Annotated in this window: 23 protein-coding genes; 2 read left to right on the forward strand and 21 right to left on the reverse strand. The window is 67.3% G+C overall.

Annotated features, from left to right (window positions below; genetic code table 11):
* Nucleotides 1–205: 205 nt before the first annotated feature.
* The 7 genes from ACFODV_RS08195 to ACFODV_RS08225 all read right to left on the reverse strand — a co-directional run bounded on the left by ACFODV_RS08195 (nucleotide 206) and on the right by ACFODV_RS08225 (nucleotide 8,237).
* Nucleotides 206–358 (reverse strand): hypothetical protein, encoded by a 153-nt coding sequence (locus ACFODV_RS08195; RefSeq protein ID WP_379757449.1) that lies wholly within the window; start codon nucleotides 356–358, stop codon nucleotides 206–208.
* 46 nt (nucleotides 359–404) lie between these two features.
* The gene (locus ACFODV_RS08200; RefSeq protein WP_379757452.1) at nucleotides 405–1,304 is read right to left on the reverse strand and encodes a hydroxymethylglutaryl-CoA lyase; all 900 of its coding nucleotides are present in this window, start codon (nucleotides 1,302–1,304) and stop codon (nucleotides 405–407) included.
* Between the two features lie 10 nt (nucleotides 1,305–1,314).
* On the reverse strand, nucleotides 1,315–3,363 hold the full coding sequence (locus ACFODV_RS08205; protein ID WP_379757455.1) for an acetyl/propionyl/methylcrotonyl-CoA carboxylase subunit alpha: 2,049 nt from the start codon (nucleotides 3,361–3,363) through the stop codon (nucleotides 1,315–1,317).
* On the reverse strand, nucleotides 3,360–4,208 hold the full coding sequence (locus ACFODV_RS08210) for an enoyl-CoA hydratase-related protein (protein WP_379757458.1): 849 nt from the start codon (nucleotides 4,206–4,208) through the stop codon (nucleotides 3,360–3,362). The genes ACFODV_RS08205 and ACFODV_RS08210 overlap by 4 nt, the downstream gene beginning before the upstream one ends.
* A gap of 15 nt (nucleotides 4,209–4,223) precedes the next feature.
* Nucleotides 4,224–5,831, reverse strand: a complete 1,608-nt coding sequence (locus ACFODV_RS08215; RefSeq protein ID WP_379757461.1) for a carboxyl transferase domain-containing protein — start codon at nucleotides 5,829–5,831, stop codon at nucleotides 4,224–4,226.
* A 10-nt stretch (nucleotides 5,832–5,841) separates the two neighbouring features.
* Complete coding sequence (locus ACFODV_RS08220) at nucleotides 5,842–7,011, reverse strand: isovaleryl-CoA dehydrogenase (protein ID WP_379757464.1); 1,170 nt, start codon at nucleotides 7,009–7,011, stop codon at nucleotides 5,842–5,844.
* Between the two features lie 284 nt (nucleotides 7,012–7,295).
* Nucleotides 7,296–8,237 carry a sodium-dependent bicarbonate transport family permease gene (locus tag ACFODV_RS08225; protein WP_379757467.1) on the reverse strand — a complete coding sequence of 314 codons (942 nt, stop codon included), beginning with the start codon at nucleotides 8,235–8,237 and terminating at the stop codon, nucleotides 7,296–7,298.
* Between the two features lie 125 nt (nucleotides 8,238–8,362).
* Here ACFODV_RS08225 and ACFODV_RS08230 point away from each other — a divergent pair, with 125 nt between their 5' ends.
* The gene (locus ACFODV_RS08230; protein ID WP_379757470.1) at nucleotides 8,363–9,373 is read left to right on the forward strand and encodes a LysR family transcriptional regulator; all 1,011 of its coding nucleotides are present in this window, start codon (nucleotides 8,363–8,365) and stop codon (nucleotides 9,371–9,373) included.
* 20 nt (nucleotides 9,374–9,393) lie between these two features.
* Here ACFODV_RS08230 and ACFODV_RS08235 read toward each other — a convergent pair whose 3' ends face one another.
* The 13 genes from ACFODV_RS08235 to ACFODV_RS08295 form a co-directional block, all read right to left on the reverse strand.
* Entirely contained in the window at nucleotides 9,394–10,245 is an 852-nt protein-coding gene (locus ACFODV_RS08235) for a substrate-binding domain-containing protein (protein WP_379757473.1), read from the reverse strand.
* Nucleotides 10,246–10,285: 40 nt separating this feature from the next.
* Nucleotides 10,286–11,029, reverse strand: coding sequence for an ATP-binding cassette domain-containing protein (locus tag ACFODV_RS08240; protein ID WP_379757476.1), 744 nt, complete (start codon nucleotides 11,027–11,029; stop codon nucleotides 10,286–10,288).
* Nucleotides 11,026–11,730 carry an ABC transporter permease gene (locus ACFODV_RS08245; RefSeq protein WP_379757479.1) on the reverse strand — a complete coding sequence of 235 codons (705 nt, stop codon included), beginning with the start codon at nucleotides 11,728–11,730 and terminating at the stop codon, nucleotides 11,026–11,028. The genes ACFODV_RS08240 and ACFODV_RS08245 overlap by 4 nt, the downstream gene beginning before the upstream one ends.
* 153 nt (nucleotides 11,731–11,883) lie before the next feature.
* The gene (locus ACFODV_RS08250) at nucleotides 11,884–13,044 is read right to left on the reverse strand and encodes a hypothetical protein (RefSeq protein WP_379757482.1); all 1,161 of its coding nucleotides are present in this window, start codon (nucleotides 13,042–13,044) and stop codon (nucleotides 11,884–11,886) included.
* Nucleotides 13,045–13,123: 79 nt separating this feature from the next.
* Nucleotides 13,124–13,249, reverse strand: a complete 126-nt coding sequence (locus ACFODV_RS08255) for a hypothetical protein (protein ID WP_379757485.1) — start codon at nucleotides 13,247–13,249, stop codon at nucleotides 13,124–13,126.
* Entirely contained in the window at nucleotides 13,246–14,454 is a 1,209-nt protein-coding gene (locus ACFODV_RS08260) for an MFS transporter (protein WP_379757487.1), read from the reverse strand. The genes ACFODV_RS08255 and ACFODV_RS08260 overlap by 4 nt, the downstream gene beginning before the upstream one ends.
* 59 nt (nucleotides 14,455–14,513) lie before the next feature.
* Nucleotides 14,514–15,617: a pyridoxal phosphate-dependent aminotransferase gene (locus tag ACFODV_RS08265; protein WP_379757490.1), complete on the reverse strand. Its 1,104-nt coding sequence runs from the start codon at nucleotides 15,615–15,617 to the stop codon at nucleotides 14,514–14,516.
* 25 nt (nucleotides 15,618–15,642) lie between these two features.
* Nucleotides 15,643–16,572, reverse strand: a complete 930-nt coding sequence (locus ACFODV_RS08270) for a DMT family transporter (RefSeq protein WP_379757493.1) — start codon at nucleotides 16,570–16,572, stop codon at nucleotides 15,643–15,645.
* A 9-nt stretch (nucleotides 16,573–16,581) separates the two neighbouring features.
* Nucleotides 16,582–17,976 (reverse strand): FAD-binding oxidoreductase, encoded by a 1,395-nt coding sequence (locus ACFODV_RS08275; protein ID WP_379757496.1) that lies wholly within the window; start codon nucleotides 17,974–17,976, stop codon nucleotides 16,582–16,584.
* A 53-nt stretch (nucleotides 17,977–18,029) separates the two neighbouring features.
* Nucleotides 18,030–19,664 (reverse strand): ABC transporter ATP-binding protein, encoded by a 1,635-nt coding sequence (locus ACFODV_RS08280; protein WP_379757499.1) that lies wholly within the window; start codon nucleotides 19,662–19,664, stop codon nucleotides 18,030–18,032.
* A gap of 9 nt (nucleotides 19,665–19,673) precedes the next feature.
* Nucleotides 19,674–20,510 (reverse strand): ABC transporter permease, encoded by an 837-nt coding sequence (locus ACFODV_RS08285; RefSeq protein ID WP_379757502.1) that lies wholly within the window; start codon nucleotides 20,508–20,510, stop codon nucleotides 19,674–19,676.
* Nucleotides 20,507–21,484 carry an ABC transporter permease gene (locus ACFODV_RS08290; protein WP_379757505.1) on the reverse strand — a complete coding sequence of 326 codons (978 nt, stop codon included), beginning with the start codon at nucleotides 21,482–21,484 and terminating at the stop codon, nucleotides 20,507–20,509. Before ACFODV_RS08290 ends, ACFODV_RS08285 begins: the two co-directional genes overlap by 4 nt.
* A gap of 109 nt (nucleotides 21,485–21,593) precedes the next feature.
* Nucleotides 21,594–23,159 (reverse strand): ABC transporter substrate-binding protein, encoded by a 1,566-nt coding sequence (locus tag ACFODV_RS08295; protein WP_379757508.1) that lies wholly within the window; start codon nucleotides 23,157–23,159, stop codon nucleotides 21,594–21,596.
* Nucleotides 23,160–23,332: 173 nt separating this feature from the next.
* On the opposite strand from ACFODV_RS08295, the gene ACFODV_RS08300 reads away from it, so the two are divergent.
* A complete protein-coding gene (locus tag ACFODV_RS08300; protein ID WP_379757511.1) occupies nucleotides 23,333–24,031 on the forward strand; it encodes a GntR family transcriptional regulator in 699 nt (232 codons plus the stop codon).
* On the opposite strand, the gene ACFODV_RS08305 is transcribed toward ACFODV_RS08300, so the two are convergent.
* Nucleotides 24,028–24,954 carry a hydroxymethylglutaryl-CoA lyase gene (locus ACFODV_RS08305; protein WP_379757514.1) on the reverse strand — a complete coding sequence of 309 codons (927 nt, stop codon included), beginning with the start codon at nucleotides 24,952–24,954 and terminating at the stop codon, nucleotides 24,028–24,030. The two genes, ACFODV_RS08300 and ACFODV_RS08305, sit on opposite strands and share 4 nt — an antisense overlap.
* Nucleotides 24,955–24,973: the final 19 nt, after the last annotated feature.

Here is a 24,973-nt window from a genome sequence, read left to right on the forward strand (position 1 = left end):
GGCGGCCAGGTCACGTGCACGCGGCTACCGGAACGAGGCCAACTTCATCGCCATGATCTACCTGATTGGTAGCCCAGTAGGGCGCATGCTTGATCGGGCCAAATCCACATGAAACGACGAAGAGCCTGATTTTTTAATCCCCGAGCCCAACGAAAAGCCCCGAGTCAGTCACCTGGCTCGGGGCTTTGGCGTGTTGGCGATGGGATTACCTGGCGGCCAGCGCCACCCCCACCTTGGAGCGGTTGGGTCTCCCGATGGTCTGGGTGATCCAGGTGCCGGTGTCGGCCAGTACATCCAGGTCCACGCCGCTCTCGATGCCGAGGCCGTTGAGCAGGTAGACCACGTCTTCGCTTGCCACGTTGCCGGAGGCGCCCTTGTGGCTGTAGAGAGCGGGCAGCCGCCGATCAGCGGCTGGCCAGTGCTACTCCCACCTTGGAGCGGTTGGGACGCCCGATGGTCTGTGTGATCCAGGTGCCAGTGTCGGCCAGCACATCCAGATCCACACCGCTCTCGATACCCAGGCCGTTGAGCAGGTAGACCACGTCTTCGCTGGCCACGTTGCCGGAGGCGCCCTTGGCATAGGGGCAGCCGCCTAGGCCGGCGATGGAGCTGTCGACCACCGCGATGCCTTCCTCCAGCACCGCGTAGAGGTTGGCCAGCGCCTGGCCGTAGGTGTCGTGGAAGTGGGCGGCGAGCTGCGCCATGGGCACCTCGCGGCTCACGGCCTCGAGCATGCGCTTGGCCTTGAGCGGGGTGCCGACGCCGATGGTGTCACCCAGCGAGACCTCGTAGCAGCCCATGTCGAACAGCGCCTTCGCGACTTCTGCCACCTTGGCGGGGGCGATCTCGCCCTCGTAGGGGCAGCCCAGCACGCAGGAGACATAGCCGCGCACCCGCACGCCGGCCTGCTGGGCACGCTCCAGCACCGGGGTGAAGCGCTCCTGGGACTCGGCCACGGAGCAGTTGATGTTCTTCTGCGAGAAGGCCTCCGAGGCGGCGCCGAACACGGCCACCTCCTCGACGCCACACTCAAGGGCCGCTTCCAGCCCCTTGAGGTTGGGGGTCAGGGCCGCGTAGGTGACGCCGTCCAGCCGGGCGATGTTCTTCATCACCTGCTGGTGGTCGGCCATCTGCGGCACCCACTTGGGCGAGACGAAGCTGGCCGCCTCGATGTAGGAGAGGCCGGCTGCGCCCAGGCGGTCGATCAGCTCCAGCTTGATGGCGGTGCTGATCGGCTCGGGCTCGTTCTGCAGGCCGTCGCGAGGACCGACCTCGACCAGGCGCACGTGTTTCGGGAATGCCATGGGTCTCTCCTTACTCCTCCGGGGCGAACTCGAGCAGCACGTCGCCCTGGCCCACGGTATCGCCGGCGGCGAAGTGGAAGCTCGCTACGTGGCCGTCGGCGGGCGCGGACATGGTGTGCTCCATCTTCATGGCTTCCATGACCATCAGCGGCATGCCCTTCTCCACCTTCTGGCCTTCCTCCACCAGCAGGGCGACCACGGTGCCGTGCATGGGCGCGGTGAGGGTGGATTCCGTCTCGTGCTGGCCGTGGTCGATGGCGTCGATGCGGCGCCAGAACAGGCGAGTCTCGCCCCGCGGGTCGACCATCACCAGGACGTTGCCGTCGCGCCGCGCCTGCAGGCGGCGGCGGTGGCCGTTGAGGGTGACCGCCACGGCGTCGCCTTCCAGGTGCTGCAGGCGGGCGGTGAGGGTCTCGCCGCCGATGGTCAGATGCCAGGGATCGGCGCCGGTCTCACGCGTGCCCTCGACCACCACGACACCCTCGGCGTCCGGCGCCTGGGCGTTGGTCAGGTTCTGGCCGGTGGGGCACAGGGCGATCCGGATGGTATGCGGGGCGTTGAGACGGAAGCCGTCGTGGCGGTCCCAGGGGGAGTCGCTCTCGCACTCGCGGGCCAGCTGGTTGAGGCCGATCAGCGCGGCGCCGGCGTAGGCGTTGATGTCGTACTCGATCGGAGCGAACAGGGTGGCTTCGTTCTTCTCGATGAAACGCGTGTCCAGTTCCGCGTTACGGAAGGCCGGGTGTGTCGCCAGCCGCTGCAGGAAGGCGCGGTTAGTGACCACGCCCTGCACGTCCAGGGCGGCCAGCGCCCGGTTGAGGGTGGCCAGCGCCTGGTCGCGGTCGTCGCCGTGGACGATCAGCTTGGCAAGCATCGGGTCGTAGTGCATGGAGACGACGTCGCCGGTCTCCACGCCGCTGTCCAGACGTACGAGGCTGGGGTCCAGGCCGGCGCCCTCGAGGTCCATGGCGAAACGGGTCAGCTCACCGGTGGCGGGCAGGAAATCCTGCTCTGGGTCTTCGGCGTAGAGGCGCGCCTCGAAGCTGTGGCCGGTGATGGTCAATTCATCTTGCGCGAGGGGGAGTCTCTCGCCCATGGCGACGCGCAGCTGCCACTCGACCAAGTCCTGGCCGGTGATCATCTCGGTCACCGGGTGCTCCACCTGCAGGCGCGTGTTCATCTCCATAAAGAAGAAAGAACCATCAGCGTCCAGCAGAAATTCTACCGTTCCGGCGCCTACGTAGCCGATTTCCTTGGCGGCGCGCACCGCGGCCTCGCCCATCTCGCAGCGCAGTTCGGGGCTCATGCCCGGGGCCGGCGCCTCTTCCAGCACTTTCTGATGGCGGCGCTGCACGGAGCAGTCGCGCTCGAACAGGTAGACACCGTTGCCGTGGCTGTCGCAGAACACCTGTACCTCCACGTGGCGCGGCTGGGTCAGGTACTTCTCGATCAGCATGCGCTGGTCGCCGAAGGCGGCCTGGGACTCGCGGCGGCAGCCGTCCAGGGCGGCCTGGAAGCCCTCGGCGGACTCCACCACGCGCATGCCCTTGCCGCCGCCGCCGGCGCTGGCCTTGAGCAGCACCGGGTAGCCGATCTTGTCGGATTCGGCCTTGAGCAGGGCGTCGTCCTGGTCGTCGCCGTGGTAGCCCGGCACCAGCGGCACGCCGGCGTGGGACATGCGCTCCTTGGCGGCGGACTTGTCGCCCATGGCGGCGATGGCCGAGGCGGGCGGGCCGACGAAGGTGATGCCGGCCTTATCCAGGGCCTCCACGAAGGGGCCGTTCTCGGAGAGGAAGCCGTAGCCGGGGTGGATGGCGCCGGCGCCGGTGCGCTGCGCCGCCTCGATCACCGCCTCGACCTTGAGGTAGCTCTCGCGGGCGGCGGCGGGGCCGAGGCGCACGGCCTCGTCGGCCTCGCGCACGTGGCGGGCGTTGGCGTCGGCATCGGAATAGACGGCCACGGTGCGCAGGCCCATGGCGCGCGCGGTGCGCATCACCCGGCAGGCGATCTCGCCGCGGTTGGCGACCAGCAGGGTATCGAATTTCTTCACTTCAGAGGTCATGAGCGGGGCTCCGCGGCATTCTGCTGTTGTTGACGATCGGCGGGTGTTGTCCAGTCGGGGCGGCGCTTCTCGAAGAAGCTGGCCAGGCCCTCCTGGCCCTCGGCGCTGACGCGCAGTTCGGAGATCACCCGGCAGGTATGCTCGCGGGTGGCCTGGCTGTCGGGCGCACGGGCCACCTCGGCGAGCAGCGCCTTGGTGGCGCGCTGAGCCTGAGGCGAACCGGCCAGCACCACATCGAGCATAGCCTTCACGGCGTCGTCGAGGGCATCATGCTCCACCACCTGGTGGGCCAGCCCCAGTGCCAGGGCGGTGGGGGCGTCCATCACTTCGGCGGTCAGCGCGTAGCGGCGCATCTGGCGCGAGCCGATGGCGCGCTGCACGTAGGGGCTGATTACCGCCGGCGAGAGGCCGATCTTCACCTCGGAGAGGCAGAACTTCGCCTTTTCGCTGGCGATGACCAGATCGCAGCAGGCGGCCAGGCCCACGGCGCCGCCGAAGGTGGCGCCCTGCACGCGGCAGAGGGTGGGGCAGGGCAGGGTGTCGAGACCGTGCATCAGCGCCGAGAGCTTGCGCGAATCACTCAGGTTGCCGTCGAAGTCGTACTCGACCATGCGTTTCATCCAGCCGAGGTCGGCTCCGGCCGAGAAGCTCTTGCCCTCGGAGCCAAGCACCACCGCGCGCACCTCGCCATGGAGGGCGGCCTCATGCAGCCGCTCCAGGTGGGCGTTGAGCTCGGCGATCAGGCTGTCGTCGAAGGCGTTGTGAACCTCGGGGCGCTCCAGCGTAAGCCAGGCGATGCCGCGGTCATCCAGTTCCAGCCGTGAGAAGGTCTGTTGCGTTGCCATGGGGGACATCCTTCCTTACATCCGGAACACGCCGAATTTGGTCTCTTCGACCTCGGCATTCATGGCGGCGGCCAGCGACAGGCCCAGCACGTCGCGGGTCTGGGCCGGGTCGATCACGCCGTCGTCCCACAGCCGTGCACTGGCGTAGTAGGGGTGGCCCTGGTGCTCGTACTGTTCGCGTGTGGGCTGCTTGAAGGCCTCTTCCTCCTCCCTGGTCCACTCGCGGCCCTCGCGCTCGATCTGCTCGCGCTTGACCTGGGCCAGTACGCCGGCGGCCTGCTCGCCGCCCATCACCGAGATGCGCGCGTTGGGCCACATAAACAGCAGGTTGGGATCGTAGGCGCGGCCGCACATGCCGTAGTTGCCGGCGCCGAAGCTACCGCCGATCAGCACGGTAAACTTGGGCACCCGGGCGCAGGCCACCGCGGTGACCAGCTTGGCGCCGTGTTTGGCGATGCCCTCGTGCTCGTACTTGGAGCCCACCATGAAACCGGTGATGTTCTGCAGGAAGATCAGCGGGATCTTGCGCTGGGCGCAGAGTTCGATGAAGTGCGCACCCTTGACCGCGGACTCGGAGAAGAGCACGCCGTTGTTGGCGACGATACCCACCGGGTAGCCGTGGATATGGGCGAAGCCGGTGACCAGGGTGTCGCCGTAGTAGCGCTTGAACTCGTCGAAGTCGGAGTCGTCGACGATGCGCGCGATCACCTCGCGAACGTCATAGGGCTTCTTGAGATCGGTGCCGACGATGCCGTAGATCTCGCTCGGATCCAGGCGTGGGGGCTTGGGCTCCTGCATCTTCAGCTGACCGCGCTTCTGCCAGTTGAGGCGCGAGACGCAGGCGCGGCAGAGCTGCAGGGCGTGGGCGTCGTTCTCGGCGTAGTGGTCGGCCACGCCGCTCTTCTTGGCGTGCACGTCGGCGCCGCCCAGGTCCTCGGCGCTGATGCTCTCGCCGGTGGCGGCCTTCACCAGGGGCGGGCCGCCCAGGAAGATGGTGCCCTGCTCACGGACGATGATCGACTCGTCGGCCATGGCCGGCACGTAGGCGCCGCCGGCGGTGCAGGAGCCCATGACCACGGCAATCTGCGGGATGCCCTCGGCGGAGAGCGTGGCCTGGTTGTAGAAGATGCGGCCGAAGTGGTCGCGATCCGGGAAGACCTCATCCTGGCGGGGCAGGAAGGCGCCGCCGGAGTCGACCAGGTAGATGCACGGCAGGCGGTGCTTGCGGGCGATCTCCTGGGCGCGGATGTGCTTGCGTACGGTGAGCGGGAAGTAGGTGCCGCCCTTGACGGTGGCGTCATTGGCGACGATCACACACTCGACGCCGCTGACGCGGCCGATGCCGGTGACCACGCCGGCGGCCGGAATCGACGTGTCGTACATCTCATGGGCGGCCAGCGCCGAGAACTCGAGGAAGGGCGAGCCTTCGTCGATCAGATGGTCGATGCGGTCGCGAACGAACAGCTTGCCGCGGGACTCGTGGCGAACGCGGGCTTTTTCACCACCGCCCTGGGCGATGGCAGCGGTCAGCTCGCGCAGCTTCATCACCTCGGCGCGCATGGTCGACTCGTTGGTCTGGAAGCCGTCGCTGCGCGGATTGATCTGTGTCTGCAGGATTGCCATGGGCCTACCCTTACTTGGATTCGTTGAAGAGTTCGCGGCCGATCAGCATCCGGCGGATCTCGCTGGTGCCGGCGCCGATCTCGTAGAGCTTGGCGTCGCGCAGCAGGCGGCCGGTGGGGTACTCGTTGATGTATCCGTTCCCGCCCAGCAGCTGGATGGCGTCCAGCGCCACCTGGGTGGCCTTCTCCGCGCAGTAGAGGATGACGCCGGCGGCGTCCTTGCGGGAGGTCTGGCCGCGATCGCAGCCGGCGGCCACGGCATAGAGGTAGGCGCGGCAGGCGTTCAGGGTGGTGTACATGTCGGCCACCTTGCCCTGCACCAGCTGGAACTCGCCGATGGACTGGCCGAACTGCTTACGCTCATGGATGTAGGGCACCACGATGTCCAGGGCGGCCTGCATGATGCCGATGGGGCCGGCGGCCAGCACGGTGCGCTCGTAGTCCAGACCGCTCATCAGCACGCGCACGCCACGGTTCAGCTCGCCGAGGATGTTCTCTTCAGGCACTTCGCAGTCCTGGAACACCAGCTCGCAGGTGTTGGAGCCGCGCATGCCGAGCTTGTCGAGTTTCTGGGCCGTAGTGAAGCCGGGCATGCCCTTCTCGATGATAAAGGCGGTGATGCCCTTGGAGCCCGCGTCGGGATCGGTCTTGGCGTAGACCACCAGCACGTGGGCGTCGGGGCCGTTGGTGATCCACATCTTGTTGCCGTTGAGGATGTACTTGCTACCTTCCTTCCGGGCGCGCAGCTTCATGGAGACCACGTCGGAGCCGGCGCCCGGCTCGGACATGGCCAGCGCGCCGATGTGCTCGCCGCTCATCAGCTTGGGCAGGTACTTGGCCTTCTGCTCGGCAGTGGCGTTGATCTTGAACTGGTTCACGCAGAGGTTGGAGTGCGCGCCGTAGGAGAGGCCCACCGAGGCGCTGGCCCGGGAAATCTCTTCCAGGGCGATACAGTGCGCCAGATACCCCATGCCGGTGCCGCCGTCTTCCTCGGAGACGGTGATGCCGAGCAGGCCCATGTCGCCAAACTTCTGCCAGAGGTCGTTGGGGAACTCGTTCTTCTCATCGATCTCGGCGGCGCGCGGCGCGATCTCGTCACGCGCGAAGGCGTTGACCTGGTCGCGCAGCATGTTCAGTTCGTCGTCGAGGCCGAAGTCGAGGGGCTTGAAGGGGGTATGCATGGGCGGGGCTCCGGTTCTTGTCGGGTGATGAAATTCGGTGATGGCACCAGATTAGGTCAGGTTGACGTTAACGTAAAGTGCAGCCATCTGCCGCTTAGACGAATGTCGCAAGCGCAGGAGCAGGTCAAGGCAGAAAGACGGCACGCCGCCTCGGCGTCTTAATCACAGGCGCCAACCAGGAACGTAAACCAGAAGCGCCAACCAGGAACGTAAATCAGAGGTGCAAAAAAAGAGGGGCAGCCACCATGGCTGCCCCTCACGTGTCTTATCCCGCCGGCCAGATGTTATCCGGCCAGCCAAGTGATCAGCTGGTGGTAGAGCGGAATGCCCAGGATCACGTTGAGCGGGAAAGTGAAGCCCAGTGCGGCGAGCATCGCCAGCCCGATATTGGCCTGTGGAATGGCGGTGCGCATGGCGGCCGGGGCGGCAATATAGGAGGCGCTGGCGGCCAGTGCTGTGAGGATCAGCACCGATCCGGTGGGTAGGCCCAGCGCCAGGCCCACGGCCAGGCCGGCCAGGGACAGCAGCGGCGGGGCGACCAGGGCGAAGGTAAGCAGCCGCCAGTGATGCCAGGGGATGGGGCGCAGCGTCTCGGCGGCGGTCAGGCCCATCTGCAGCAGGAAGAGGGCGAGCACGGCATGGAAGGCGCCGGTGAAGAGTTCGGTGACGTTGGCGCCCTCCATGGGGCCGTACATGGCGCCGATGACCGCGCCGCCGGCGAGCAGAATCACCCCGCGGTTGGTCAGCGTTTCGTGCCAGATGCCCTGCATCGCCTCCCCGGAGCTACTACCCTGGTGGCGGCGATAGAGCGCGATGGCCACCATGATAGCCGGCAGCTCCATCATGACGAGATACAGGGTGACTTCGGCACCGATCGGCAGGCCGCGCCCCTCGGCGAAGGCCAGCGCCACCGCGAAGGTGCCGGCGCTGACCGAGCCGTAGTGGGCGGCAAGGCTGGCGCTGTCGGCGGGTGAAAGGCGGACCAGCCGGCGAAGCACCGGCATCAGGGCCAGCGGGATGACCGCACCGAGTGCCGCCACGGCGACCAGCTCGGGCAGCAGCGACCAGCCCAGGTTGCCGTAGAGCGCCATGCCACCCTTGAGACCGATGGTCAGCATCAGCAGCAGGCTCAGGGTGTCGTAGGCGGCCTTGGGAATGGTCAGGTCGGATTTTACCAACCCGGCCAGGAGACCGAGCAGGAAGAACATCACCACGATATCAGGCATCAAGGGCATCTCGTACGTAGGAGGCGTCGGCGGGCATTCTCCTCAGGGTAGGCCATGGATGCCAACAAAAACTAGAGCGATAATGCATAGATAATCATCAATAACTAAGGGAAAGACAGACCTTCATGAATATCCGGCACCTCACCTTCCGGTTGCTGCAGGTCTATGTGGCAGTCGTGCGCAGCGGCTCGTTCAGCGAAGCGGCGCGACAGCTCCACCTTACCCAGCCCACCGTCTCCCAGCAGCTCAAACGCCTGACCAGCGCGGTGGGCGAGCCGCTGCTTGAGAGCCGGCAGGGGCGGCAGGTGACAACCGAGGCGGGCGCCGAGCTTTACCGGGCAAGCCGTGAGGTGCTGGGCCGCTTCGCCGACTTCGACGACTACCTCGCCGCACTGGGCGGTGGCGAGCGGGGCCGATTTTCCATCGCCTTGGTCAATACCGCTCAGTACGTGCTGCCGCGCCTGCTTGGCCCTTACAGCCAGGCGTTCCCCGAGGTGGACGTCACCGTGCATATCGGCAACCGCCGCCAGATGCTCACTCGCTTCGAGCGCCAGGAGGACGACCTTTACGTCTTCAGCCACCCGCCATCCCTGGCCCACGCCCTGGCCGGACGTTTCCTGCGCAATCCTCTGGTAGCGGTAGCGCCGCGGGGGCACCGGCTGGCCGACCGCGATCACATCGCCATGGGCGAGCTGCTCGAGGAGCGTTTCCTGCTGCGCGAGCCGGGTTCGGCCACCCGCATGCTGTTCGAGAGCTGGCTGCAGGAGCAGGGGTTGTCGCTGGGGCCCACCCTGCAGATGGCCAGCAACGAGGCGATTCGCGTCGGCGTGGCCGCCGGCATGGGGCTCGCCGTGCTCTCAGAGCACGTATTACCGCCGGAGCACCCCGACATCGCGATCCTGCCGGTAACAGGCCTGCCCATCGAGAGCCACTGGCAGTTCATTGTGCGCCGCGACCGGCGCCTCTCCCATGCGGCGCTGGGCTTCCTGCGCTTTGCCGAGGGGCATCTCGGCGAGTGCGTGGAGCCACGCTTCCTGAGCAACGAGCTCGACGACTTGCTGCAGCGGCTCGACGCCGCCGCCGGAACCCCACCCCGGGGTCATCCGCCCCGGGGTCAGACCCTTAAGGGAATTTAAGGGTCTGACCCCGACAGAATTTAAGGGTCTGACCCCGACATCGACCCCGACATCGAATTGGCGCTGGGGAAGAATAGCTGCTGGCCCTTGACCGTGAAGTCGGCGATGGCCTGCTGGCCATCCGCGGAAAGCAGCCACCGGTGCCACTGCTCGGCCAGATCGTGCTTGAGATGGGGGTGACGCTGGGGGTCAATCAGCAGGCTGCCGTACGGGTTGAACAGCGCCTCGTCGCCTTCTAATAGCAGTGTCAGATTCTGGGGGTTCTCGAAGGCAACCCAGGTGGCGCGGTCGCTCATCGTGTAGGCATCCATGGCGGCGGTGGTGTTGAGCGTTTGCCCCATGCCGCTGCCAAGTTCGCGATACCAGGTGCCGCCGGGGTCGACACCGGCGGCTTCCCACAGGCGCTGCTCGGCCCGGTGGGTGCCGCTGTCGTCACCGCGGGATGCGAAGGGAGCCTGGGTTTCGGCGATGCGCGCAAGGGCGTCGACCACCGTCTCGGCCTTGGCGATGCCCGCCGGGTCATGGCCGGGGCCGATGATCACGAAGTCGTTGGCCATCACGTCGGCGCGCTCGGCAGCGAAGCCTTCGGCGACGAAGCGCTCCTCGCCGTCGGTATCGTGGACCAGCAGGCTGTCGGCATCGCCGCGCCGAGCGATCTCGAAGGCCTGGCCGGTGCCCACGGCCACCACGCGCACCCGGATCCCGCTGGCCTCGGCGAAGGCCGGCAGCAGATGGCCGAAGAGCCCGGACTGCTCGGTGGAGGTGGTGGAGGCCAGGACGATGTAGTCGTCGCTGGCCTGGGCCTGGCTGATGCCGGCCAGTGTCAGGGTGGCGAAGGCCAGGGTGGCAAAGACAAGGAAGCGTTCCATCATCGGTGACTTCTTTTTGTTGAGCAGTGTGCTTTCTTGTCCGCTACCAGACCAGCTCGCCGCGCAGGAAGGCGCGACCCTCGGGCGTCAGCGGCTCAGCGAAGAAGCGGTCGGCCGGCGTGTGCTCGATAAGCCTGCCGCCGTAGAGCAGCACCACCTCGTCGGCGAGGCGGCGGGCCTGGTTCAGGTCGTGGGTGGTCATGACAATGCGGGTGCCGAGCCGGTGGAAATCGAGCACGGCGTCCTCCACGGCGCGGATCGCCGCCGGGTCCAGCGCCGAGGTGGGCTCGTCCAGGAACAGCACCTCGGGGCGTGTCAGCCAGGCCCGGGCGAGGGCCAGGCGCTGCTGCTCGCCGCCCGAGAGCACCCTGGCCGGGCGTTTCTCCAGCGTCGCCAGGCCGAAGCGCGCCAATGCCTCTCTGGCGCGCTCCCGCCGTTCGCCGCGCGGCGTGCCGGTAACGGCCAGGGCGTAGGTGAGGTTGTCCAGGGCGCTGCGCCGCAGCAGCACCGGGCGTTGAAAGGCCATGGCCTGGCGGGGCGTGGTTCCCTCCCAGTGCACCCGTCCCGCGCTGGGCGTGAGCAGGCCATGGGCCAGGCGCAGCAGCAGGCTCTTGCCGGCGCCGTTGGGGCCCATGACTAGGGTGCGGTGGCAGCCGGCCAGGCGCAGGGTCAACGGATGCAGGAGCACCTGTTCGCGGTGGGTGACGCTGACGGCCGCGAAGGCCAGGGGGGCGATATCGGCGGTGGCGGTCATGGCGGCGGTGGGGGAGTGGAGCATGTCGTTCATCCCAGCTTCCGGCTTGCCGTCTCGCCGACCAGGTGGGCGGCGGCATTGACCAGCAGCACCAGCCCCAGCAGCACCAGGCCGAGCCCCAGGGCTAGCGGCAGGTTGCCCTTGCTGGTTTCCAGCACGATGGCGGTGGTCATCACACGGGTGACGCCGTCGATGTTGCCTCCGACGATCATCACCGCTCCCACCTCGGCGCTGGCGCGACCGAAGCCGGCGAGTATCACCGTGAGCAGCGAGAAGCGGGCATCCCACAGCAGGGTGGGAATCATGCGTGGCCGGGAAACCCCCAGCGATCGCAGCTGGTCGCGATACTCGCCGTGAAGCTCCTCGATCTGCTGCCGGGTCAGGGCGGCGATGATCGGCAGGATCAGTATCACCTGGGCGATGACCATGGCGGTGGGAGTGAAGAGCAGGCCGAACTGGCCGAGGGGGCCGGCCCGGGAAAGCATCAGGTAGACGGTCAGGCCTGCCACTACCGGCGGCAGGCCCATCAGGGCATTGAGTACCACGATGAGGGCGCCGCGCCCGGGAAATCGCCACAGCGCCAGCGCCGCCCCCAGTGGCAGGGCGAGCAGGGCGGCCACCAGCACCGCGGTCAGCGACACCTGCAGGGAGAGTGCCACGATGCCGAGCAGCACCGGGTCCATGCCCAGGATCAGGGACAGGGCGGTCTGAAAGGCATTGGCATCGCTGGGCATCGCAACCTCCTGTTGTGTCTGGTTGCATGATGTACGTTTGGCTGACGAATGGCATCCAACGGTAGGCGACATGCCGCCTTGTGCATCATAAAGCGACGAGTCGCTAAGCGGCGCCGATGCGAATCGATGGCCGAACCGGGGGAGGCGTCCATGTTACCGGCTGGTGCCCTTATCCTCTCCCAACTTGAGCACATGATGAATCGCCCGCCACAGTGTCCAGCCGTCTCGCCAGTTCGAAGACACCTCTACGTGCCCGAGCCCCTCGGCCTCGAAGAGTTGTGCCTGGTGGGAGGGCAGGGCATCTCTCAGCCGCCGCGAGTGGCTGATCGGAATCACCCGGTCGTCAGGGCCGTGAACCAGGACCAGCCGTGCCTTGAGGGAGCCAAGATCGCGAGCGGTGAGGTCCAGCGCGTTGAACTGATCGAGCAGCGATGACGGCAGGGCTTCGATCAGTGACGTGACGCGCGCCGGGTCACGATTGGTCACCAACTCATACAGCGCCTTTCCCTGGGGGCCCATCTCGGCCACGCCATGGTCGGATGCCTCGTCCCCGGCCAGGCGACGTCGCGCGATGGCGTCCAGACGCGCCCGATCGTCGGCATCTTCCAGGTGGTGAAGCTGGCTGCGCAACATGACCCAGCGCACATCGCGATGGGGGGGAGGCGCCTGGAGACCGACGCCACCGCGATCCTCCCCGGTCGTGGCGTAGCGCAGCAGGTCGGTCAGGTCGTAATAGCCGCCCACGGCGATCACGAAGCGTACCCGATGAGCGGTGTCAGGCTGCATGGCGGCCAGCAGCGCGGGCCCCGTGGCGAAGCTGATGGCGGCGAGTGCCGGGCCTTGCCTGGCCATGGGCAGTTCGGCGCTAGCATGGCGAATGGCATCGGCGATGCCTTGCACCTCGCGGGTGCCGACCGAGAAGTGGCGCAGGCCGTCCAGCTCCGGTACCAGCACCGTGAAACCGGCCCGCGCCAGGGTTTGGGCGAACGCCATCAGCCGCGGATCATGCCGACCCGCCTCGGTGAGGCCATGGACCAGGATCAGGGTGCCGCGGTGAGAGGCCGGCGGATGATAGAGGTCCGCCACATAGCGGCGCTCCTCCACGACGTAGGCGAGTCGTTCACGGTTGGGCGTAGGCGTTCGCGCCTTCAGCCGGCTCGGTCCCTCTCCGGCGGCCAGGTCGCCGAGCACCAGCAGAGCCTCGTGATGGCGTTCAATCGCGCTGCATCCCGACATCAGCAGGCCGAGAAGTAAGCCCGGAATCACTACAAGGAGGCCACACCGGCGGCGGTGCGGTATGTCGTCATCGTGCATGCGACTCCTCCCGGCGGGCCATGCCCCGCTCTACCAGACCGCGCGCTGCCCCTGGTGGCCGATCGCTCGGCGGTGGCTCTCAGCAGAGCCGGCTGCCCAGCAGCAGCTGGGCGGCGTCGAGGTGGTGCCAGCCCCACCACACCAGCGCCAGGGCGCTTGCGGTGAGGGTCGCCGCGGCGAGCAGCAGCAGGCGAGAGCGGCTCATGCTTCGACCTCCGTCGGGGCGGGGCGGCTGACCGGCTGCTCATTGATGAACCAGTGCAGGGCGGCGGCTACCACAGAGAGCAGGATGGCGATGTTCCACACCACCGCGTAGTCCCCCTGCAAGTCATACAGGAAGCCCCCCAGCCAGACACCCATAAAGGAGCCGAGCTGGTGGAAGAGGAAGACGATGCCGCCCAGCATGGAGAGATGCTGGACGCCGAACACCGAAGCGACGATGCCGTTGGTCAGCGGCACCGTGGATAGCCACAGCAGCCCCATGGCGATGCCGAACAGATAAGCGCTGGCCGGGCTCAGCGGGGCGACCAGGAACAGGGTAATCACCACGCCGCGGATCAGGTAGAGCCAGGTGAGCAGGCGGGGTTTGGAGTAGCGCCCCCCCAGCCAGCCGGCGGCGTAGGTGCCGAAGATGTTGAACAGGCCGACCAGGGCCAGCACGGTGCTGCCTACGTGCACGGCGATGCCGCTGTCGAACAGGTAGCCGGGCAGATGAACGCCAATAAACACCACCTGGAAGCCGCAGACGAAGAAGCCCAGGCAGAGCAGCCAGAAGCCGCGATGGTTGGCGGCCTCGTCGAGCGCGGCGCCCAGGCTGATATCGCTGGCGGCCTTGGCCGAGGGGCGATCACGCAGCATGGCACCGAGGGGTAGCATCAGCGCGGCGATGGCGCCCATGGCCAGCAGCGCCGCCGACCACCCCAGCCAGCCCATCAGGCCCAGGGTGCCGGGGAGCATGGCAAACTGGCCGAAGGAGCCGGCGGCGCTGACGATCCCCATGGCCATGCTGCGCTTCTCCGGGGCCACGGCGCGACCCACGGCGCCGAGGATTACCGAGAAGGTGGTGCCGGAGAGGCCCAGACCGATCAGCACGCCGGCGGAGAGGGTCATGCCCAGGGCCGACTCCGAGACCCCCATGAACAGCAGGCCCAGGGCATAGAGGGCGCCACCCACCACCACCACCCGGGCGGCGCCGAAGCGGTCGGCCAGGGCGCCGGCAAAGGGCTGGGAGAGCCCCCACAGCAGGTTCTGCAGCGCCAGGGCGAAGGCGAAGACACCGCGGCCCCAGCCCAGCTCCGAGCTCATGGGCTCGAGGAACAGCCCGAAGCCGTGGCGCAGGCCCATGGCCAGACTGATCACCAGGCCGCCGAGCACGATGATCCAGAATGAGTGGCGTCGGATGGCATCCATATCGATTCCGTTATTTGCAGGCTAATGGATGCCACTATGGCGCGGCTTTTCCCGTTTGGCTAGCGCTTGAGGGCCTGTTCAAGGGTCGCCAGTCGCCCGGGAACCAGAGCGTCCTCCACGGCGGTGATCCGCAGCACATGGCCCAGCGCGGGGTCGGCGGGGCGGGCGATCAGCTTGCCCTCGTCGAGGAGGGCCTGGTGCACTCGGCCGGCCAGATCGGCGCTGGCCAGGCGAATGCCGACAAAGTTGGTGCTGCTCGGCAACACGTCGGCGCCCAGGGCGCGGAACTGCGCCGCCAGACGCTCCCGGCGTTCGCGCACCGCGGCCACGTGGGCGTCGACCTCGTCGGGATGATCCAGCACCACCTCGGCGGCGGCCTGGGTCAGGGTCGACACCGCGTAGTGGATTCTCACCTTCATCATCACCGCCAGGGTCGCCGGCTCGGCGATGGCGTAGCCGACCCTCAGGCCGGCCAGGCCATGGGCCTTGGAGAGGGTGCGCAAGCGGATCACTCCGGGCAGCACCCGCCGGCCGAATTCGCCGTCGGCGTCCTCGCGGAAATCGTGATACGCCTCGTCCAGCAGCAGCCAGCAGTTGTCGGGCAGTGCCTCGCGCAGGGCCAGCACGTCGTCATCGCGATGCAGGTGGCCGCCGGGGTTGTCGGGATTGGCCAGGTAGACCAGCCGTGCCTGATGGTCCCTCGCGGCCCGGGCCAGGGCGTCCAGGTCGGGCGCCAGGCGGCCGGGGCCTTCGTCGTAGGGGACCTCCACGAGGCGGCAGCCCTGGCCGCGGGCGAAGTAGCCGAAGGTGGGGTAGGTGCCGGTGGTGCTCACCACGGCCACGCCGGGTTCGGCGACGGCCCGCAGGGCCAGCGCGATCAGGCTGTCGGCGCCGGCGTCCACCAGCATGGCCTCCAGGGGGATGCCCTTCTGCTCGGACAGGCGACGGCGGATGCCCAGGGCCTCGCTGTCGCCGTAGCTGTAGACGTGGGCGGTCATGGCGTCGCCGAAGTGCTCGCGCAGGGCCCGGTGGGGCATGTCGAGCCCCTCGTTGGAGCCGAGCTGATGGGGGATCTCGCGACCCAGGCGGCGCTCCAGCACGCGCACGCCGGGGAAGGGGTTGTCGGGGCCGTCGCCGGTCAGGTGGGGGGGAAGGGTCGGCATCGAAGTCTCCCGTAAAAGTGGTGGATTATGGTGCCGTGCGCTTGAAGAGCATGACAATGGCCACGGCCGCCAGCGTCAGCAGCAGGGCAATAAAGACCGTGATACTGAGGGGCTCTCCGAGCAGCAGGATGGCGCTCGAGACGCCAACGGTCGGGATGATCAGGGTCGAGATAGTGGCCTGGGCCACGCTCAGCCGGTTCACGTTCATGAACCACAGCATCTGGGCCAGCCCGATCGAGAACACCAGATGGTAGCCCAGGGCCAGCCAGGTGGTCCCCTGCCAGGTGGCGGGGTGAGGGGGCGACTCGCGCCAGACCATCATCAGAATCATGGGCAGGGCACAGAGGGCGAATTGCCAGCCGGTGATCACGGCGGGATGAGCCTGCCACTCGCCCCGGCGCTTGATCAGCACCGTTCCCAGCGCCCAGGAGAGCGCGGCACCCAGCGCCAGCATTGGCCCTATGAGCCCCTGGCGCCCTGCCTCCAGGGCGGCGGGGCCAAGCAGTACCAGTAGGCCTGCCTGGCCGCACGCCAGCCCCAGCCACTGGCGGCCCGTGATGCGCTGACCGAGAATCCATCGAGCCAGCAGCAGGGCCCAGCAGGGCATGGTGAAGGCGATGATCGCCGCCTGGGAGGTGGGCATGTTGAGCTGGGCGAAGGCCGTGGCCAGGTTGAAGCCGAGGATGGTGAATATCCCGGTAACGGCCAGCCAGGGCCACTCCGCGGCCGACACGGCCAGCGGCAGGCGCCGCCAGCGGGCCCATGTCAGGAGCATCAACGCCCCGCCCGAGAAGCCGATGGCGCGCAGCGTGAAGGGCGGCAGGTCCATCAGGATGAAGCGCACCGCCGGCCAGTTGCCGCCCCAGAAGAGTCCGATGGCGGCAATCAGCGCCACAGTCCCGAGCAGCGGGCGGGCCTCTGTCGCCCGCTGCCAGCGCTTGGCCAACATACGCATGCCAGACACTCAGCCTGCCCCGTGGGGCAGCACCTTGTGGCGATTGAGCAGCCCCTGCGGGTCCAGCGCCTGCTTGAGGGTGTGCATCAGGGCGATCTCCTCCGGCGTTCGACAAACCGCCAGGAAGTCGCGCTTCTCCAGGCCGATGCCGTGCTCGGCGGAGACCGAACCGCCCAACTCGGCCAGCGGCGTGTAGACAAGGGATTCCACCGCGGCGCGGGTCGCCGGGTCGCTAACCCCCACGCCAACCGACAGGTGCAGGTTGCCGTCACCCAGGTGGCCGAAGGTCACCAGTCGTCCCTTTGGCCAGGCCCGGTGCAATGCCGCCTCGAGATCCTCCACGTAGCGCTCCATGGCGGCGATCGGCAGGCTGACATCGAAGGTGAAGAGCGGCGAGAGTGCCTGGATCAACCCCTCGATGTCCTCTCGGATGGCCCAGATGCCGTGACGCTGCTGCGTCGACTGGGCGAGCACGGCGTCGTCGATCAGCTCCTCCTCCAGCGCCGCCTCCAGGGCCCGGGAGAACTGGGCCGCGTGGGCGTCCGGGTCGGTGCCCAGGGACTCCAGGATCACATAGAAGGGGGCGTCGGTCGCCAGCGGTGGCGGGTGTCGGCCGCTCTCCTCGGTGAGTAGGCGGTAGTGGCTCTGCCACATCGCCTCGAACGCCGCCAGGCTGCCGCCCAGCGCACGCCCCATGTGCCCGAGCAGCCCGGTCAGGGCCGAGAAACTCGGGCAGGCGACCAGCGCCGTCTGCACGTCCGGGGCGGGGGGCTGCAGGCGAAGTACCGCACGGGTCACGATGCCGAGAGTCCCCTCGCTGCCGATAAACAGCTGCTTGAGATCGAAGCCGGCGTTGTTCTTGAGCATGTGGTTGAGCGAGCTGACCACGCTGCCGTCAGCGAGCACGGCCTCCAGCCCCAGCACCTGCTGGCGCATCATGCCGTAGCGGATCACGCGGATCCCGCCGGCGTTGGTGGCGATGTTGCCGCCGATGGTGCAGCTGCCCCGGGCCCCCAGGTCCAGGGGGAACTGGAGTCCGACCTCCTCGGCCGCCTCCTGGACGCGCTGCAGCGGGGCGCCGGCCTGGGCGGTCAGGGTGCCACCCACCGGATCAACTGCCTCGATAGCACTCATGCGTTCCAGTGAGATGACCAGCTCCTCCGGGGCGGCTTCGGCGCCGTGCACCAGCCCGGTCAGGCCGCCGTGGGTGACCACCGGCTGGCGAGCGGCATGGCAGGCGCGCATCACCGCGGCGAGCTCGTCGGTGGAGGCGGGGCGCACGATGGCGCCGGCGCGGCAGGGCGCGCCGGTGAGCCAGTCGACGCGGCGTGCCGTCACATCGTCACCGACCAGCACATTGGCCGGGCCGATCCGCTCGGCAATCTCCTTCAGCAGGGCGTCCATTCGTTACGTTCTCTCCTTGTCGGACATCTTGTCAGGCCGCTATCAGGCACCTGTCAGGCACTGGCGAGTTCGTGTTCGCGGCCCGGGATGGCGTCGAGCAGTTGGCGAGTATAAGCCGCCTGCGGGGCCAGGAAGACATCCCGGGCCGACCCCTGCTCGACGATGCGACCGTTCTGCATGACGATGATACGGTCGCAGATCTGGGCGGCGACCCGCAGGTCATGGGTGATGAAGAGCAGCGACAGCGACAGCTTCTGCTTGAGATCCTCGAGGAGCTCGAGGATCTGCGCCTGGATCGACACGTCCAGCGCCGAGACCGCCTCGTCGGCGACGATCAGCTCCGGATTCAGGGCCAGCGCCCGGGCGATACCGATGCGCTGGCGCTGGCCGCCGGAGAACTCATGGGGGAAGCGGTCGGCGGTGCCCCCGAGCCCCACGAGATCGAGCAGATCGTCGGCCTGTGACAGGGCCTTGGCCTTGGGGACACCGTTGGCGATGGGCCCCTGGGCGATAGCCATCCCCACCCGCGTGCGAGGGTTCAGGGAGGCGTAGGGGTCCTGGAAAATCATCTGTACCCGATGACGTTCGCGGCGCAGCGCTTCGCCTTTGAGGTTCATGAAGTCGGTGCCTGAAAGGCTGAGGGTGCCACTGTCAGGGCGCTCAAGGCGAACCACGCAGCGGCCCAGCGTCGACTTGCCGGAGCCCGACTCGCCGACAATGCCGATAGTCTCGCCCTTGACCAGCGAGAAGGAGACATCCTGCAGGGCATGCACTTCTCGGGCCGGCTTGAAGAGCCCTCCCTTGGAACGGAACACCTTGTTTAGCCCTGCTACCTCGAGCAGGGCGGTATCGGTTTCGGCCCCCCGCGCCTCGGGTATCACATTGCTGGGGATCGCCTCGATCAGTGCCCGAGTGTAGTCGTGCTGCGGATGCTTGAGCACTTCCTCGGCCTCGCCGAGTTCGACGATGCGTCCGTGGCGCATCACGCAGACACGGTTGGCGACCTCGGCAACCACGCCGAAGTCGTGGGTGATAAACATGACCGACATGCCCCGGCGTGCCTGGAGGTCGCGGATCAGCTCGAGGATCTGGGCCTGGGTGGTGACGTCCAGCGCCGTGGTGGGCTCGTCGGCGATCAGCAGCTCCGGCTCCAGGGCCAGTGCCATGGCGATCATGACCCGCTGGCGCTGGCCCCCGGAGAGCTGGAAGGGGTAGGCGCGGATCGCCTTCGCGGGGTCGGGGATACCCACCTCGGTGAGCAGGGCCAACGCCTGCTCCTGGCGCTCCCGGCCGCTCAGCCGGCCATGGGCCTCGAAGACCTCGCTGATCTGCGCGCCTACCCGCATCAGCGGGTTGAGGGCGGTCATCGGCTCCTGGAAGATCATGCCGATGCGCAGGCCGCGCAGCTTGCGGTGCTGTTTCTCGGTGAGGGTGAGCAGGTCCTGGCCGTCGAAGATCGCCTGGCCACCCACCGGGCGCACGCCCTTGGGCAGCAGGCCCATCACGGCGTTGGCGGCCATGGACTTGCCGGAGCCCGACTCGCCCACCACGCAGAGAATCTCGCCCCGGGCGACGTCGTAGCTGACCTCCTCCACGGCGTGCTCGCGGTCGGCCCCCTCGGGCAGGGCGATGGTCAGTTGGCGCAGGCTCAGCACCGGCTCTCGGGAGGTATTAGCTGTGGCTGTCATGGGTATCCCTCACGAGCGCTCGCGGCTCAGTTTCGGATTCAGGGCGTCATCCAGGCCTTCGCCCACCAGGTTCAGGGCCAGCACGGTCAAGAGGATGGCCAGCCCCGGGAAGAAGCTTAGCCACCAGGCCTGGCGAATCACCGTGCGTGCCGCACCGATCATGTAGCCCCAGGACATGACGTTGGGGTCGCCCAGGCCGAGGAAGGAGAGAGCGGACTCCAGCAGGATGGCGGTCGCCACCATCAACGAGGCGAGCACGATGATCGGCGACAGGGTGTTGGGCAGGATCTGGCGCAGGATAATCGTGGTGTTGGTCTGGCCCACCAGCCGCGCCGCCTCGACGTACTCGCGATGGCGCAGTGACATGAACTCGGCGCGCACCAGGCGGGCCACCGGTGGCCAGCTGACCAGGGCGATGGCCAGCACGATGGAAGTGATGCTGGGCTGCATGATCGCCACCAGCACGATGGCCAGGGCGAAGTTGGGGATGGTCTGGAAGAACTCGGTGAAGCGCATCAGGGCGTCGTCGACCAGGCCGCCGTAGTAGCCGGCCACCGCGCCCAGCGGCACGCCGATGGCCAGTGCCACCACGGTGGAGACCAGGCCGATCAGCAGCGATACCCAGGCGCCGTGCATGATGCCGGAAGCGACATTGCGCCCCATGGTGTCGGTGCCGAGCCAGAAGCCGTCCACCTCCATGGGGGACAGGAAGGGGCGCTGCACCATGCGCCAGGGCGATTCGGGGAAGAGCACCGGCGCCAGGATCGCCATCAGGATGATCGTGACCAGGATGATCAGCCCCACCAGGGCGCCGCGGTTCTGGGCAAAGCGGGCGAAGAAGCTCATGACCCCTCCTTGATGCGCGGGTCGGCCAGGCGGTAGACCAGGTCGGTGAAGATATTGAAGACGATTACCAGCGCGGCCGAGAAGAAGAAGATCCCCAGCAGCAGGTTATAGTCGCGCTGCATGAGGGCCTCGTACATCAGCCGGCCGATGCCGGGCCAGGCGAACACCGTCTCGGTGAGGATGGCACCGCCGACCATCTGTCCGGCCTGCAGGCCAGCCAGGGTGATGATCGGCAGCAGGGCGTTGCGCAGGATGTGGCGTCGCTGGATGATGCGCGGCGCCAGCCCCTTGGCGCGGGCGGTCTTGACGAAGTCCTGCTGGCTGGCCTCGAGCATCGAGGCCCGGGTCATACGGGTGTAGATAGCCATGAAGAACAGCGCCAGGGTGGTGGCCGGCAGCACCAGGTGCTTGCCAACGTCGATAGCCAGCGCCAGGCCGGTATGGCCGGCCCCCACGGTATACATGCCGTAGGCCGGCAGCAGATCGAGATAGACCGAGAACAGTACCACCGACATCAGCGCGACCCAGAACAGCGGGGTGGCATAGAAGACTAGGGCCAGCGCCATGATGATCGAGCCCGAGGGCTTCTTGACTCGAGCGGCGGCCAGGGAGCCGGCGACGATACCCATCACCAGAGAGAGCACGAAGGCGGTGCCGGTGAGCAGCAGGGTGGCCGGCAGGCGGGCCAGGATCAGATCGAGCACCGGCACCTGCTGGCGGTAAGAGAACCCGAAATCGAGCATAGCGACGCCCGAGACATAGCGCCACAGCTGAACGTGGAGAGGCTGATCGAGCCCGAAGCGCTCGGTCAACTGGCGCAGGAACTCCGCATCGGTGGCGCCGGCCTCGCCGGCCAGGATGGCGGCGGGGTCGCCCGGCGCCATCTGGATCAGGAAGAAGTTGAAGATGACGATCAGGAACAGCACGATCACGGCTTTGGCGAGCCGCGACAGGATCAATCTGGCGTAAAGCATGAGGATCCCTCGGCGGGCGGTGGGGCGGCTCCAGGGAGCCGCCTCGCGTCTTGGTTGGAGCCCGGTTGGGTGGTGGGTGCCGGCCGTGAATCACGGCCGGCGGTGCCCCTTACCGATCGAGCCAGGCGTCGCGGAAGCCTTCGTTCACGCCGACGCTGGAGTTCACCAGGTCCTTGACGTCGCAGCGGTAGAGCGTCGGGAAGCCGAGCTCCAGCAGCCAGCCCACGGGGACATCCTCATGCAGGATCTCCTGGGCCTCGTGGTAGAGGGCTTCGCGCTCCGAGTCCGGATAGGCCGTGGCGGCGGCGTTGAACAGTTCGTCGACGCGCTCGTTCTCGTAGCCTTCCACGTTGTTCCAGGGCGAGCCCTTCTCGATGTTGTCGGAGAGGTAGGTGCGCGAGATGCCCAGTGCCGGGTCGCCATACTGGTAGAGGAAGGTGAAGGCCAGGTCGTAGTCCCACTCGGAGAGACGCTGGTTCCAACCACCCACATCGGTGGCCTGGGTGCGCACGTTCACGCCCACTTCCCGCAGATTCTGCTGCACCGCCTCGGCCCAGCGGGTCCAGGTCTCGCCGTAGGGCAGTGGCAGCAGGCGGACCTCCTCGCCGTCGTAGCCCATCTCGTCGAGAAGCTCGCGGGCCCGGTCCGGGTCGTAGTCATAGGGCGGCAGCTCATCGTTCTGGAACCTGGCGTTGGAGCCGAAGGAGGAGAGCGGCACCTGGCCCAGCCCGTTCCACAGGACGTTGCGGGCGAACTCGCGGTCCATGGCGTACATCACCGCCTGGCGGAAGCGCTTGTCTGCGGTGGGGCCCTCGCGATTGTTCATCCACAGCATGGCGAAGGGGCTGAAATACTCGCTGCCCTGATCGGTGACGCAGACGTTGTCCATGGCCGAAATGCGCGGGATGTCGAAGTTCTCCACGGTGCCGTTGGGCAGCACGTCGATGGTGCCGTTTTCGAAGGCCACCGCACGGGAGGCCCCGTCGGGAATGATGTGCCAGTTGACGCCATCGAGGTAGGGCAGTCCCTCCTCGTAGTAGTCGTCGTTGCGCACCAGTTGGATCACGGTGCCGCGATCCCAGTTATCGAACTTGAAGGGCCCGGTACCGATGGGGTGGTTGTTGGCCGGGTTGTCGCGGAAGTCGGTCCCCTCGTAGATATGTTTAGGCACCATGGTGAAGGTGCCGGCTTCGAAGGAGATCAGGAAGGGGCCGAACGTCTCCCCGAGGGTGAAGACCACGGTGTGGTCATCGGTGGCCTCGATGGATTCCACGTGCTGCAGCACGGCGCGAGCGCTGGGGTTGAGCTCGCGGTGGAAGACATCGGCGGAGAACACCACGTCGGCGGCGGTGAAGGGCTCGCCATCGTGCCAGGTGACGCCCTCGCGAAGATGGAAGGTCCAGGTCAGGCCGTCGTCGCTGACGTCCCAGGACTCGGCCAGCTGGGGTATCGGTTCCAGGTCGGTGGTGTAGCGCAGTAACCCCTCATAGATATTGCCGGCCACGGTGCGCGTCGGGGCGTTCTGGATCATGCCCAGCACCAGGCCGGGCGGCTCGGGCTGGATGATGGTGTTGATGACGCCGCCGGATGTCGGCTCGTTGGCCAGGACCGTGGTGGATAGGGCGGTTGTGGAGAGTGCCGCCGCGGCAATGGCAATGGCGAGTGGAGTCTTCATGGTGATGTCCCCCGGTTGTTTCGGTTGTTGTTCGGAGCGGAGCGAGAAGCCACCTGAATGAACCTAGCAGTGCCCGGGCAAACTGTCGACAGTCGGCAATCGACGGTCGACAAGTCCGCAGTGTCGGCCATAATGATCGCAGTCTGGGTCAAATATCACGGGGAGTCGGGTCGATGTTCGAATCGCAGAGCGTGGGGTTCAAGGCGATCCGGTCGCCCAATCTGGTCGATCAGGTCGCCGACCACCTCACCGAGGCGATCATCCTGGGGCGCTTCACGCCGGGTGAGAGACTCTCCGAAGTGGGGCTGGCGCGCTCACTGGGGGTCAGCCGGGCGCCGATCCGCGAGGCCGCTCGGCTGCTGGAGAGCCGAGGGTTGCTGGTGTCACAGCCGCGGCGAGGGTTCTTCGTGCGGGCTCTGGATGCCGACGAACTCGATGATATCTTTGACCTCAGGCTCTGCCTGGAGCGCCACGCCATGGAGCGCCTGGCTCACGCCTGCACGGTCGAGACCCTGGCGGCGCTGCATCACCAGGTCGAAGTGCTGTGCGAGGCCGCGGCGAGCGGCAGCGAGAGCCGGCGCATCGAGGAAGACCTGACCTTTCACAGGATGATGATTGGGGCGACGGGCAATCGTCGACTGCTCAAGAACTTCGATGACCTGGCCCATGAACTGCGCCTGTGCATCACCCTGATCACCAAGACCCACGAGGACCCGGACAGCATCGCCGACAGCCACCACCTGCTGCTCGACGCCCTGAAAAGCGGGGAGCCGGCACGCTGTCGTGAGGCGATCGATTATCACATCGGCGTGGCGCGGGACTTTGTGGTGCGCAGTGTCGGCGAGTCGCGTTCGTTGGCTCGCCCCCATTAGCGTGACGGCATGGGATAGCGCCGATCGGCCTTTCCCGCCTTGACCACCTGCCCCGGCGTCTCGTGGCCAACCAGCGTCGGCAGCCGGGCCGAGGCGGCCAGCAGGGCGTCGAGGTCGACGCCGGTCGCCACGCCCATCTGCTCGAACATATGGACCAGGTCCTCGGTGCAGACGTTGCCCGTGGCGCCCGGGGCATAGGGGCAGCCGCCAAGGCCGCCCAGCGACGCATCGAAGCGAATGATGCCGGCCTGCCAGGCGGCCAGGGCGTTGGCCAGGCCCATGCCGCGGGTGTTATGGAAGTGCAGGGTGAAGGGGGTGCCGGGAAAACCCGCCAGCGCCGCTTCGCAGAGGCGGGCCACCTGGGCCGGGTTGGCCATGCCGGTGGTGTCGCAGAGGGTCACCCCCTGGACGCCGAGTTCGAGCAGCCTGCCCGCCAGGTCCAGCACCCGCGCCTGGGGCACCTCACCTTCGAAGGGGCAGCCGAAGCTGGTGGAGAGCGAGGCGTTGATGAAGACGCTGCTGCCGCGGGAATGTGATCGCACCATCGCGAGAATCTCGGCGAACTGCTCAAGCGACTGTTCCGGCGTCATGCGCAGGTTGGTTCGGCCGTGGGAGTCGCTCGCCGACATCACCAGGTTGATCTCGTCGACGCCGCCGGCCAGGGCACGCTCGGCGCCCTTGAGGTTGGGCACCAGCACAGTAATGCCCACCCCCGGGCGACGCTGGATACCGGCCACCACCTCGGCGGCGTCGGCCAGCGCCGGAATCGCCTTGGGCGACACGAAGGAGGTGGCTTCGATACGGGTCAGCCCCGAGGCGGAGAGCGCGTCGATCAGGCGGATCTTCTCGTCGGTGGGCACGAAGGTCGTCTCGATCTGGAAGCCGTCACGGGGTGCCACCTCGTTGATCTGCAGCTGGGTCATGATGGGTGTCCTGGGTCAG

Source organism: Halomonas tibetensis, from assembly GCF_042643535.1.
Classification (GTDB): domain Bacteria; phylum Pseudomonadota; class Gammaproteobacteria; order Pseudomonadales; family Halomonadaceae; genus Halomonas; species Halomonas tibetensis.